This is a genomic window from Candidatus Pantoea bituminis (genome assembly GCF_018842675.1).
GTDB classification, from domain to species: domain Bacteria; phylum Pseudomonadota; class Gammaproteobacteria; order Enterobacterales; family Enterobacteriaceae; genus Pantoea; species Pantoea phytostimulans.
The window spans coordinates 842099-855348 of sequence record NZ_JAGTWO010000004.1 but is presented as its reverse complement, the minus strand read 5'-3'; the positions used below and the strand labels follow the sequence as shown (position 1 = coordinate 855348).

At 52.7% G+C, this 13250-nt stretch carries 7 protein-coding genes and 4 pseudogenes; 3 read left to right on the top strand and 8 right to left on the bottom strand.

Annotation, left to right across the window (positions count from 1 at the left end; genetic code table 11):
- Positions 1-9: 9 nt before the first annotated feature.
- The 4 genes and pseudogenes from glrR to purL all read right to left on the bottom strand — a co-directional run bounded on the left by glrR (position 10) and on the right by purL (position 7903).
- Positions 10-1343, bottom strand: a pseudogene (gene glrR, locus KQP84_RS07825) (two-component system response regulator GlrR).
- Positions 1343-2011: a two-component system QseEF-associated lipoprotein QseG gene (gene qseG, locus KQP84_RS07820; RefSeq protein WP_215845850.1), complete on the bottom strand. Its 669-nt coding sequence runs from the start codon at positions 2009-2011 to the stop codon at positions 1343-1345. The pseudogene glrR and the gene qseG overlap by 1 nt, the downstream one beginning before the upstream one ends.
- Positions 2012-2014: 3 nt before the next feature.
- A pseudogene (locus KQP84_RS26145) lies at positions 2015-2823 on the bottom strand (sensor histidine kinase).
- 1189 nt (positions 2824-4012) lie between these two features.
- On the bottom strand, positions 4013-7903 hold the full coding sequence (purL, locus tag KQP84_RS07810) for a phosphoribosylformylglycinamidine synthase (RefSeq protein ID WP_215845849.1): 3891 nt from the start codon (positions 7901-7903) through the stop codon (positions 4013-4015).
- A 269-nt stretch (positions 7904-8172) separates the two neighbouring features.
- On the opposite strand from purL, the gene mltF reads away from it, so the two are divergent.
- On the top strand, positions 8173-9630 hold the full coding sequence (mltF, locus tag KQP84_RS07805; protein ID WP_215845848.1) for a membrane-bound lytic murein transglycosylase MltF: 1458 nt from the start codon (positions 8173-8175) through the stop codon (positions 9628-9630).
- Here mltF and tadA read toward each other — a convergent pair.
- Together tadA and yfhb are read right to left on the bottom strand one after the other, a co-directional pair.
- Positions 9627-10119 (bottom strand): annotated as a pseudogene (tadA, locus tag KQP84_RS07800) (tRNA adenosine(34) deaminase TadA). The gene mltF and the pseudogene tadA overlap by 4 nt on opposite strands.
- Positions 10120-10185: 66 nt before the next feature.
- Positions 10186-10824: a phosphatidylglycerophosphatase C gene (gene yfhb, locus KQP84_RS07795; RefSeq protein ID WP_215845847.1), complete on the bottom strand. Its 639-nt coding sequence runs from the start codon at positions 10822-10824 to the stop codon at positions 10186-10188.
- A 156-nt stretch (positions 10825-10980) separates the two neighbouring features.
- On the opposite strand from yfhb, the gene KQP84_RS07790 reads away from it, so the two are divergent.
- Positions 10981-11820, top strand: coding sequence for a MurR/RpiR family transcriptional regulator (locus KQP84_RS07790; RefSeq protein WP_215845846.1), 840 nt, complete (start codon positions 10981-10983; stop codon positions 11818-11820).
- A gap of 54 nt (positions 11821-11874) precedes the next feature.
- Positions 11875-12123, top strand: coding sequence for a YfhL family 4Fe-4S dicluster ferredoxin (locus KQP84_RS07785; protein WP_215845845.1), 249 nt, complete (start codon positions 11875-11877; stop codon positions 12121-12123).
- Here the strand turns inward: KQP84_RS07785 and acpS are convergent.
- Together acpS and pdxJ are read right to left on the bottom strand one after the other, a co-directional pair.
- Positions 12120-12500 carry a holo-ACP synthase gene (gene acpS / locus KQP84_RS07780; RefSeq protein ID WP_215845844.1) on the bottom strand — a complete coding sequence of 127 codons (381 nt, stop codon included), beginning with the start codon at positions 12498-12500 and terminating at the stop codon, positions 12120-12122. The two genes, KQP84_RS07785 and acpS, sit on opposite strands and share 4 nt — an antisense overlap.
- Positions 12500-13230, bottom strand: a pseudogene (pdxJ, locus tag KQP84_RS07775) (pyridoxine 5'-phosphate synthase). The gene acpS and the pseudogene pdxJ overlap by 1 nt, the downstream one beginning before the upstream one ends.
- Positions 13231-13250: the final 20 nt, after the last annotated feature.

Below are 13250 nucleotides of genomic sequence, written 5' to 3'. Positions count from 1 at the left end.
GGCAGAAAACTACTCTTTAAAATCACTGGCGTCCAGTTCATGGCGCGACAGCAGCTTATAAAATTCGGTGCGGTTGCGTCCAGCGAGACGAGCCGCATTCGTCACGTTGCCTTTGGTCATCTGCAACAGTTTACGCAGGTAGTTCAGCTCAAACTGATTTCGCGCTTCGACAAAGGTGGGTAGCGCGCTGTTTTCGCCGGTCAGCGCTTGCTCAACTAACGCATCACTAATCACGGGCGAAGAGCTAAGCGCCACGCATTGCTCTATTACGTTCACCAGTTGACGCACGTTTCCCGGCCAGCTTGCCGAGATTAATCGTTTCATGGCGTCCACTGAAAAGCTGCGAATCTGCGGTTTATGCCGTTCCGCGGCCTGACGTAACAGGTGATTAGCTAACAAAGGAATATCTTCCGTGCGCTGGTGCAGCGTAGGAATCTTTAAATTCACGACATTCAGACGATAGAAAAGATCTTCGCGAAATTCTTTCTTCTCCATCTCTTTCGGCAGATCGCGATGCGTCGCGGAGATGATGCGTACATTGATGGCAATATCATGGTTGCTGCCCAGCGGACGCACTTTGCGCTCCTGCAATACGCGCAGCAGTTTTACCTGCAGCGCCTGCGGCATATCGCCAATTTCATCAAGAAACAGCGTGCCACCTTCCGCAGCCTGGAACAACCCTTCACGTGCACTGACCGCGCCAGTAAAGGCCCCTTTGGCGTGACCAAACAGCTCTGATTCCAGCAACTGTTCCGGGAGCGCGCCGCAGTTAATGGCGATAAACGGTTGCGTCGCGCGCGGACTCGCCGCGTGAATCGCCTGCGCCAGAATCTCTTTTCCGGTTCCGCTTTGACCATTAATCAATATGCTGACATCGGATTGCGCCACCATGTGCGCCTGTTCAAGCAAGTGCAGCATTTGTGGATTGCGCGTAACAATCGCTTCGCTCCAGCGGTTGTCGTTGAGCGGTGCCCGCTGCGCCAGCGCGTCGTCGATAGCCTTGTATAAAGCATCGCGATCCACCGGCTTAGTCAGAAAACTGAATACACCTTGCTGAGTAGCAGATACTGCATCTGGGATTGATCCATGCGCGGTAAGAATGATCACCGGCAAACCGGTATGACGTTTCTGGATCTCGCCAAATAGTGCCAGGCCGTCCATCTCATCCATACGCAGATCGCTGATCACCAGCTCGATCTTCTCTTTTGCAGCAGACGTAACGCTTCTGGCCCGCTGGCAGCGGTGGTGACTTGATAACCTTCGCTGCTCAGACGCATCCCTAACAGTTTCAATAAGCTGGGATCGTCATCCACCAGCAACAGGCGCGCCGGTTGTTTTACCATTACTGATCCTCTTCTTGCGGCAAGGCTGTGCCGTGGGTGCTGTCGGAAACGTCCGGTGCTTTACGCGATGAGAGCTGGCGTTCGATGTCGGTCAGTCGCTCCAGCTTGTGCTGGGTGTCGGCTAATTGTTGACGCATTTGCAATTGTTGCTGTCGCAGATGATCCATCTGCACGTCACTCGATTGTTGCAGGTGAGAATAGCGTGTACGCGTCTCGCTCAGATCAAGTTGCCCCGCCTGATTGCTGCGCCAGAGCTGAATAAGGGGACGAACCGCCGCTGGAAAGGTATTACTGAAGGCATCAAGCGTCACGACATAATCGCGTCGTTCTAACGGCGTGACGTTACCGTTAGCCAGTAATACGCCCTGTTTAAAGGCGCGCGACCAGTTTTCAGCTGGCCAGCGATGAGCTTCTGCTCGTGCTTGCGCAGGCGACAAACGTTCAGCGCAATCAATAGCACGCAGCCAGTAAAGTGGATTGCTCATGGCTGCGTCCGTTTCAATCTGCCAGACATTGTCGCAATCTGTAGCAAGGTAATCGGCTAATTTCACATCAGGCTCTGCAACCGGCTGTGTCGAAGCGTGCGAAGGTGAAGCGGGAGCAGTCTGGCATCCGCTGAGCAACAGGCCGCTTAACATGCTTAGCAACAAAGGTGTAAAGAGTTTCATCGATCAGACGTTCCCGGCTGTGGTGTTCAGTTCAATGCGAAAACAAACGTCGGCGTCTGGGCTATCGACCAATGTAAGATCGCCAAACATGCGACGAACACAATCTTTGGCGATGCTCAGTCCCAGTCCGCTGCCTTTGATCGGCCCTTGACGCTGTTGGCTACCTTGAAAAAAGGTTCGAAAATCATTTTTTGCTCTTCTGCGGGGATCGGCGTACCGGTATTTGCGACCTCAATCCAAATTCTGTCGCCCTGCTGCTGGCTGCGCAGCCAGATGTTACCGGATTCGCTGCCGTAGTTCACGGCGTTGGAATAGAGATTATCAATAACGCGCATTAGCAGCATCGGCTCCGCCAGACAACGCGTCACCTTAAGCGCGATTTCGGTGTGCATCAGTTTAGTTCGGGCGGGCAAAGCATGTGCGCTGACGACCATATCGATAATCTCATCCAACGCTACCGTTTCAAGCGGCGTTGGGCTGTCGGCCAACTTACGATTGTAGTCGAGCAATTGTTCAATCAGTTGCTGCAAATGACGGCTGCTGCCATCCAATATCGCAACAACCTCTTTTTGATCGGTATTGAGCGAGCCGACGACTTCGTCAGCCAACAGTTCGGCACCTTCGCGCAGGCTGGCTAACGGCGTTTTCAGTTCGTGGGAAAGATGGCGTAAAAATTCGTGGCGTTGGGTTTCTAGCCATGCCAGCCGTTCGCTTAGCCAGACAATACGTTGACCGAGTGAGCGCAGCTCACGCGGCCCACGAAAAACCACGCTGTTGCCCAGTTCTCGCCCTTCGCCGAGTCGATTGATCATGCGTTCAACGCTTTTCACTGGGCCGATAATCATACCGGTAAACAACAGCATCAACGCCAGGCTGATGATGAATAAAATCAGCGCCTGCCAGCCGAAAAACTGTCCACGATCGGCAATTTCACGCTGCAGTTGTAAACCCCGCGAGAATACAACCTGTCGCGTGTCCTGCACTAACTGCGCATTAGTGGCTGAAAAGCGATCCAACGCTTGCGATGCAATCGCAACGGGATTTCCATTGTCGCATTGCAGCTGGGTCAGCTGCGGCATGATAGCCTGCACCGTTTGGAAAGCGGGAAGTTCCGGCAGGCTATTCGCGTGCGAGCTGAGCATTTGGTTATAGCGGGTGAGCTGGGTTTGATAAAGACGTGACAAGGTGGCGTCGTCTAAAACGCAATATTGTCGATAGCTGCGCTCTAACTCCACCGCGGTGCGCGCCATCGCCTCACTACGACGCACATCGGTAAACGTGTTGCGATTGGTATTAGCCGCCTGCTCGCTCAGGGCTGAAAGGCTTTCCCATGCTTGCCATGCCAGCACCAACAGCGGTAAAAGCACCAGCAAAAATGCCATCAACACCAGTTGACGCAGTGAACGGGGAAATAAACGCCATTTTTTCACGCAATCGCTTCCTCTAAAAAACGCTTATCGGATGCTAGCGGACTCTGCTAAGGGAAGGAAGGGAAACAAATGAAAACGGCAGGCGCTAAGGCCTGCCGTTAACGCGACGCCGGGACATCGCGGTAAGAATAGGTGGAGCCTAACTCAACGTTGCGTCCGATGCTTGATAACGTTGCTAAGCAAACGATTATCGGTGGGGTGGACGACAGGCTCCGTTTGGTGCGTCATTCGATTTTTATGAGCTCTGGGCCGTGAAGCCTGGCAATCATAAACAGGTGAATGAGCCGCACGTAAACATAAGCAATTTGCGTGCCAATATAATTAATCACTTTATTATCAGATAATTACTACAAGCTGGTTCGCGTCGCATCGCGAAGTGTTCCATTTGGTCTGAAAAAGTGTCGCCAATAGCCAACACTGAAAACTAATAATGAATTTAACATTTAAAATCAAAAGGATATGTGTCGCTGTTTGGAGACGCAACAAGTTGCCGTTTGTCGCCTTTTTCCTACCATTGCGATATTAAAAAAAGGAGGCATCGCTGCCTCCTTGTTTTATAACACTTTTATAATCAGCCCAACTGCTTACGCGCGTTGCGGAAAATGCGCATCCATGGGCTGTCTTCGCCCCACTCTGCCGGATGCCATGAATTGCTTACCGTACGGAATACACGTTCCGGGTGTGGCATCATGATCGTAACGCGGCCACTTTCGTTGGTCACGGCGGTGATGCCGTTTGGCGAGCCATTCGGGTTAGCCGGATAGGTTTCTGTGACTTTGCCGAAGTTATCGACAAAACGCAACGCAACCAGACCTTTCGCTTCCAGCGCCGCGAGGTGCGTGCCATCACGCACTTCAACAAAACCTTCACCGTGCGAAACGGCGATGGGCATATGAGAACCGACCATGCCATTCAGCAACAGCGATGGACTTGCTGCAACTTCAACCAGACTAAAGCGTGCTTCAAAACGCTCTGACTGGTTACGTACAAAGCGTGGCCACAGCTCACTGCCTGGAATCAATTCACGCAGATTGGACATCATCTGGCAACCGTTACACACGCCCAGCGCTAAGGTTTGCGGGCGATGGAAGAAGTTTTCGAATTCATCACGCACGCGGGTGTTGAAGAGGATTGACTTCGCCCAGCCTTCGCCTGCGCCCAGTACGTCACCGTAAGAGAAGCCGCCACAGGCAACTAAAGCCTGGAATTCTTCCAGACCGCGTCGACCTGCCAGCAAATCGCTCATGTGCACGTCAACTGCCGTGAAACCTGCGCGATCAAAAGCGGCTGCCATCTCAACGTGTGAGTTAACGCCTTGCTCACGTAATACGGCAACACGCGGACGCGCTCCGGTAGCGATCATTGGCGCAGCAATATCCTCTTCCGGTTTGAAGGTCAGATGGACGTTCAGGCCCGGATCGTTGTCATCTTTCTTGGCTTCATGCTCTTGATCGGCACAAACCGGGTTGTCACGCAGGCGCTGCATCTGCCAGGTGGTTTCTGCCCACCAGGTACGTAACGTCGTGCGGCTTTCGCTGTATACGGCGCTGTCACCCGCGCGGATAACAAAGCGATCGCCCTGCTGTGCGCTACCCAATACATGGCTGCAAGCGGCTAATCCGTGATCGGCAAGAATCTTCTCTACCGCAGCACGATCGGCAGCATTAATTTGAATCACCGCGCCCAACTCTTCAGTAAACAAGGCCGCCAGCGCATCGCTGCCCAGTGCAGCAATATCAACATCCACGCCGCAATGCCCTGCAAACGCCATCTCTGCCAGCGTTACCAGCAAGCCACCATCGGAACGATCGTGATAAGCCAGCAGTTTCTGCTCAGCCACCAGCGCCTGAATAGCATTAAAGAAGCCCGCTAGCTGCTGCGCATCACGCACATCTGCGGGTTTGTCACCTAACTGACGATAAACCTGCGACAGCGCCGTTGCGCCCAATGTGTTCGCGCCATTACCCAGATCGATAAGCAACAGCAGGTTATCCTGCTCTACCTGCAGTTCTGGCGTTACAGTGCGGCGTACATCATCAATGCGCGCAAAAGCGGTGATCACCAGCGACAGCGGTGACGTCATTTCACGCTGCTCGGTACCTTCTTGCCAGCGGGTTTTCATCGACATTGAGTCTTTACCCACTGGAATAGTGATGCCCAGCGCCGGACAGAGCTCTTCGCCCACCGCTTTAACCGCTTCGTACAAACCGGCATCTTCACCCGGATGGCCCGCTGCAGACATCCAGTTTGCTGAAAGCTTAACGCGCTTCAGTGAACCAATCTGCGTGGCTGCAATGTTAGTCAGTGCTTCACCTACCGCCAGACGGCCAGACGCGGCGAAGTCTAGCAAGGCAACCGGCGCACGTTCGCCAAGGGCGAAAGCTTCACCGTGATAGCTGTCGAGGCTTGCAGTGGTGACCGCGCAGTTCGCAACAGGGATCTGCCAAGGGCCGACCATCTGATCGCGCGCGACCATGCCGGTAACGCTGCGGTCGCCGATCGTGATAAGAAAGGTTTTTTCAGCCACGGTAGGCAAATGCAGTACGCGATTGACCGCATCAGTCAATGTGATGCCATCGCGCTGTAATGCAGTGCCTTGCGCCTGCTGCTTAACCACATCGCGGGTCATTTTAGGCGTTTTGCCCAGCAGCACATCCAGTGGCATATCGATTGGCGTGTTATCGAAATGGCTGTCGGCCAGACTCAAATGCAGTTCTTCGGTGGCTTCACCGATCACCGCATAAGGAGCGCGTTCGCGCTGGCAAATAGCAGCAAACTCAGCCAGTTTTTCTGGCGAAACCGCCATGACGTAACGCTCTTGTGATTCGTTACACCACACTTCCAGCGGGCTCATACCTGGCTCATCGCTGAGAATGTCGCGCAAATCAAAACGCCCACCGCGACCACCATCGCTAACCAGTTCAGGCATGGCGTTCGATAATCCGCCCGCGCCGACGTCGTGGATAAACAGAATCGGGTTGTCATCGCCCAGCTGCCAGCAGCGGTCGATCACTTCCTGACAGCGACGTTCCATTTCTGGGTTGTCACGCTGTACAGAGGCAAAATCGAGATCGGCGTCAGACTGACCCGATGCCATCGAAGACGCTGCGCCACCGCCCAAACCAATATTCATCGCCGGTCCGCCCAGCACAATCAGTTTGGCACCCACGGTGATCTCACCTTTCTGTACATGATCGGCACGGATGTTACCGATGCCGCCTGCCAGCATGATCGGCTTGTGATAACCGCGCAGCTCAGTACCGTTATGGCTATTAACTTGCTCTTCGTAGGTACGGAAGTAGCCATTTAACGCCGGACGACCAAATTCGTTGTTAAAGGCTGCGCCACCCAGCGGGCCATCGGTCATGATGTCCAGCGCGCTTACGATGCGCTCTGGCTTACCAAAATCCTCTTCCCATGGCTGTTCAAAGCCGGGAATACGTAAGTTCGATACCGAAAAACCAACCAAACCGGCTTTAGGTTTGGAACCTCGTCCCGTTGCGCCTTCGTCACGGATTTCACCACCGGAGCCGGTTGCTGCACCCGGCCACGGAGAAATTGCGGTTGGGTGGTTGTGGGTTTCAACTTTCATCAGGATGTGTGCTGCTTCCTGATGATAGGCATATTCGCCTTTATCCGCGTCTGCGAAGAAACGGCCCACTTCGGAGCCTTCCATCACAGCGGCGTTATCTTTATAAGCAGAAAGGACATAATCAGGCGTCTGCTCAAAGGTATTTTTAATCATCTTAAACAGCGATTTTGGCTGTTTCTCGCCGTCGATAATCCAGTCAGCGTTGAAGATTTTATGACGGCAGTGCTCAGAGTTGGCCTGCGCGAACATGTACAGTTCGATGTCGTTTGGGTTGCGACCCAATTTTGTAAAGGCGTCGAGCAGGTAATCAATCTCATCTTCTGCTAACGCCAGGCCCAGATTAATGTTCGCCTCAACCAGCGCCTGACGACCCTCACCCAGCATATCCACGCTTTTTACGGGCTGTGGCTCATGATGCACGAACAGCTGCTCGGCTTGCGCCAAGTCACTGTAGACGGTTTCCATCATGCGATCGTGTAGCAGTGAGGCCAGTGTTTGCCACTGCGCTTCGGTTAATTGCGGTGCTTGCACATAAAAGGCCATACCGCGCTCAAGACGACGCACCTGCGGTAAATCACAGTTATGGGCAATATCGGTCGCTTTAGATGACCACGGCGAAATAGTACCTGGGCGCGGCGTGACCAGCAGCAGACGCCCTTGCGGCGCATGTTCAGCGAGAGAAGGACCGTATTTAAGCAGGCGCTGCAAGCGGGCTTTTTCATCGGCACTTAGCGGCGCGCTGACATCGGCAAAATGGACGTACTCAGCGTAAATATCACTCACCGGCAGATGAGCGTCCTGAAAGCGGGTCAGCAATTTGTTTACACGAAAAGCCGACAGGGCGGGCGAACCACGCAGAATTTCCATCATTAAAGATCTCTCGTCTTCGAAGCGCCGGGCGACGCTTCATTGGGCGCAACAGGGAAAACGGGGCACATTATAGAGAAACAGCTCTCTCGACGAAACCGTTTGCGCAAAATTAATAGCCCACCGGATTTGCCTGAATTTTGCACAAAAGCTGCTTTATGAGTTGCTCTGCTTCGCTTTGTTGCGCAAAATGCCCCTCGCTCGGGGAGATCAAAAAAGATCAATACTGCCTATAAAAGACAGAGGCCTTAGAGCCATCGAGAGATAACTATTTGAAACGCCTAAAATTTAATTATCTGTTTATCGGTCTGGTTGCTGTGTTGTTAGCAATGGCTTTGTGGCCATCCATACCCTGGTATGGCGGTGGACAAGACACGATTTCACAGATTAAATCACGGGGAGTACTGCGTATTAGTACCATTAACTCCCCGCTGACTTACTACACCATCAATAAATCTCCGGCCGGAATGGATTACGAGCTGGCAAAACGCTTCGCCGACTATTTGGGCGTGAAACTGAAAGTCACTGTACGTCCTAATCTCAGTGACCTGTTTGACGACCTTGATGATGGCAAAGCGGATTTGCTCGCGGCGGGTCTGAACTACAACAGCGAACGTCTGGCTCGTTATCAAACCGGGCCAAGCTACTACAACGTTTCGCAGCAGCTGGTGTATCGCGTGGACAAACCGCGCCCTAAAAACCTCGGTGATTTGAAGGGGCGACTAACGGTTGCTTCGGGTTCAGCCTATTTATCGACATTGAAGAACGCTAAATCCAATCAATTTCCCGATCTCGACTGGGCAATCGCCACCGATCAGAGCCCGAAAGCACTGCTTGAAGCAGTGGCTGACGGTAAACTCGATTACACCGTAGGGGATTCTGTCACTATCGCTTTGCTGCAGCGGATCCATCCTCAGCTGGCAGTGGCCTTTGATGTAACCGATGAAGAGCCGGTAACCTGGTATGTGCCACACAGCGATGACGATAGCCTGAATGCCGCCCTACTCGACTTCTTTAACGGCATGGGCGAAGAAGGTGCGATGGCGCGGCTGGAAGAGAAATATCTCGGCCACGTTGGCACGTTTGATTACGTTGATACGCGCACCTTTCTACGCGCCATCGACAGCACCTTACCAGACATCAAACCGCTGTTTGAAAAGTATGCAACCACTATCGACTGGCGTTTACTGGCAGCCATCTCTTATCAAGAGTCGCACTGGAATCCGCAGGCCACCTCGCCCACCGGCGTGCGCGGTATGATGATGCTCACACGTAACACTGCCGACAGCCTGAATGTGGATGACCGTACTGATGCTGAACAAAGTATTCGCGGTGGCAGCCAATATTTACAAAATATGATGGAAAAAGTGCCGCCGACAATTCCTTCAGATGAGCGCATTTGGTTTGCGTTGGCCGCTTATAATATGGGCTATGCGCATATGCTTGATGTGCGGAAACTCACCGCCAAACAAGGCGGTAATCCAGACAGCTGGGCGGATGTGAAGCTGCGATTACCCATGTTGAGCCAAAAACGCTATTACGCCCAGACCACTTATGGCTATGCACGCGGTCACGAAGCGTATAACTACGTTGAAAATATCCGTAAATATCAGATCAGTTTGGTGGGGTATTTGCAGGAACAAGACCGACGCATTGCCCAGCAAGCGGCATTGGAAGCAGAGCTGGGCAAAGGTTATCCGGCCGTCGAGCCGAAAATAGCGATGAACTAAACCTCGCGCTGCGCCAGTCGCAGCGCTTTTTTGCTCACGCCGCATGCGGAAGAAATCACTGAGCATGCCAGCACATTCATCAGCCAGCACGCCGTTGACCATTTCGATTTGATGATTCATTCCCGGATGGCCCAGCACATTGATTAATGATCCTGCTGCACCGGTTTTCTCATCGCGAGCGCCAAACACCAAGCGAGTAATGCGGCTATGTATCATTGCACCCGCACACATTACGCAGGGTTCAAGCGTGACGTAGAGCGTGGTATCAAGCAGTCGATAGTTTTCCAACACTTTCCCGCCCTGACGCAGAGCCATGATTTCAGCATGCGCAGTAGGATCCTGTTGTCCGATGGGTCGGTTCCAGCCTTCGCCGATAACCCGATCGCCTTGCACCAGTACTGCACCAACCGGAACCTCGCCTTGCTCCCAGGCTAAACGCGCCAGCCCCAGCGCATGCCGCATCCAGTATTCATCTTGTTGTTGGTTCACGCTGGTCACTCCCGGCTGCAGAAAAGCGGCGCATTATAGCGATCTCTTCACCAGATTCGAAGCAGCTTATTCGAGTTGCTGCAACTCACCGCCTGGCGTCACGCGCCAGCGATGTTGGCAGAAAAACAGCAGTGGGTTATCTTGCTTGCTGTCGCTGTAACCGCTGTAAAGTTGTAGCGGTGTGCCAATCTTTTCTTCCAGTTGTGCCACTTTTTCATGGCCGAGACAGCGCATCGCGAGCACGCGACCACCCAATCCACGCTGCATTTGGCTGGCGATGAGTTTAACCCGTGGCAAGAAAGCAGAGTCGAAGTAGACCTGCTCGACCAGCGATTGTGGCGAGCCGGTAATTAACCACACGTCTGCATCATCGCTGCTGAGATAGTCAGTCAGCCGCTGCTGTACCACCGGAAAAGCTTTTACCCGCAGACGAAACCATTGCGCAAACTCTGCTTCCAGACGTAATAAGGTGTTTTCAGAGCGACCAAATGTAATTGACCATAGCAGCAGGCTCATCGGCCAGCGCGCTGCCCGCCCTTTAAAAAGCAAGCCCAGTCCTACCACCGGCAGCAATGGCACCACCAACAATACATTTAGCGGCTTACGCCGCAGCAAATAACGCATAAAGGTGCCGAACATGTCCTGTTGATGCAGAGTGCCATCCAGGTCAAAAAACACCACGCGACGTTGTGTACCTTTGGTCAAACAACTCTCCTTTTCGCTGATTTTGCGTTAACAGCCTTTATTGTAGCTATCATCAGGCGACGCGGCGATGACTGTCATTTTTAATTCCAATGACTACAATCCCCGATGAATAGTTTATTCTTCTCAGAATAATTCCTAATACCTTGAGGATCGGGCATGAGTTCATTGCTGCGTATACGCCAGCTCTATCCACGCCTGGCGCTGAACGAGCGCCGACTGGCAGATTTTTTGTTATCGCAACCGGATCGGGCTCGACATCTCAGTTCACAAAAACTGGCTGAAGAGTCGGGTGTCAGCCAGTCAAGCGTGGTGAAGTTTGCCCAGAAACTGGGCTACAAAGGCTTTCCGGCGTTGAAGTTAGCGTTAAGCGAATCGCTGGCAGACAAGGATGCGATTACCGTGCATAACCATATTTTAAGTGACGATCCGCTGAAAACCGTCGGCGAGAAATTATTGGCTGAAAAGCTTTCTGCGATCCGCGCCACGCTGGATATTAATAGCGAAGAGAAGCTTCGTGACGTCTTGCTGTTACTTAAAAATGCCCGGCGTACTTTATTAGTGGGTATTGGCGCGTCAGGTTTAGTGGCAAAAGACTTTTCGTGGAAACTGATGAAGATTGGGATTAACGCAGTCGCTGAGCAGGATATGCACGCATTGCTGGCAAGCGTTCAGGCGATGGGGCCCGGCGACGTTTTATTAGCAATCTCCTATACCGGCGAACGCCGTGAGATTAATTTGGCCGCACAGGAAGCCGCAAGCATAGGGGCAAGCGTGCTCGCTTTTACTGGCTTCACACCCAACACCTTACAACAGTGCGCAACGCATTGCCTTTATACCGTGGCAGAAGAACAAAGCACGCGTAGCGCGGCTATCTCTTCAACGACTGCACAGTTAGCACTCACCGACCTGCTGTTCATGGCGCTGGTACAAAACGATCCAGAACGTGCCTCCAGCCATATTCGTCACAGTGAAGCCTTAGTGAAAAAGCTGGTCTGATCAGACTCAACACGTATAATACCCGCGCTTTTTCTGTTGTTATCAGGTGAGATTATGGCGCTGTTGATCACGGCCAAATGCATTAACTGCGATATGTGCGAACCGGAATGCCCGAATCAGGCCATTTCGTTGGGTGATATGATTTATGAAATTGATGTCAGCCGCTGTACAGAATGCGTTGGACATTATGATGTACCCACTTGCCAGAGCGTCTGCCCTATCGATAACACAATTATTATCGATCCACAGCACACCGAATCACGCGATGCGCTGTGGGAAAAGTTTGTCGAGCTGCACGGCTAACTTTCGATGATTACCGTGGCGCAAGCATAATGACGCTCATCTGCCAGCGTGACATGCACAGCGTTTACGCCCAGCCGCTGAGCCACTTCGGCAGCATGCTGAAAAAAGCGTAAACCTGGCTTGCCCAGGTTATCGTTGTACACTTCAAACTGGTTGAAGGCTAAACCACCGCGAATACCGGTGCCAAAAGCCTTCGCTGCCGCTTCTTTCACCGCAAACCGCTTTGCCAAAAAGCGTACAGGCTGCTGATGCGCCTGATACTGCTGCCATTCTGCTTCACTCAACACGCGACGCGCTAAACGATCGCCAGAGCGTTCAATCACTCCCGCGATACGCTCAATTTCTACGATATCGGTGCCCAGCCCGAGAATAGCCATTAGCGACGCGCTTCTCTCAGCAACTGCTTCATCTCTTTTACTGCGTCTGGCAGACCGCTCATGACAGCGCGTCCAATGATCGCATGACCAATGTTCAGCTCGTGCATTTCCGGCAGCGCAGCAATCGGCAGTACGTTGTGATAAGTCAGACCATGACCGGCGTTTACTTTCAAACCGAGGCTGGCGGCAAAAGTCGCGGCCTTGCGAATACGTGCGAGTTCAGCCTCACGCGCTAAACCTTCTGGCGCTTCGGCGTAGGCACCGGTGTGAATCTCAATATAAGGTGCGCCGCTGGTCACGGCTGCTTCGATTTGACGATGATCGGCATCGATAAACAGTGAAACCAGAATACCGGCTTCGCTCAATAGCTTAACTGCCGCATTGAGTTTGTCTTGCTGGCCAGCCACATCCAGCCCCCTTCCGTCGTCACTTCCTGACGTTTTTCTGGAACGAGGCAGCAGAATTGCGGTTTGATTTCGCAGGCAATACCGATCATTTCATCCGTGACGGCCATTTCCAGATTCATGCGCGTCTGAATAGTATCACGCAGAATACGGACGTCGCGATCGGTGATATGACGGCGATCTTCGCGCAGATGCACAGTAATTCCATCCGCACCCGCTTGCTCGGCAATAAACGCTGCCTGCACCGGATCGGGGTAATGAGTGCCACGCGCGTTACGTACCGTGGCGATATGATCAATGTTGACCCCTAATAGCAACTCAGCCATGACAATCCTCAGTTCTTTAA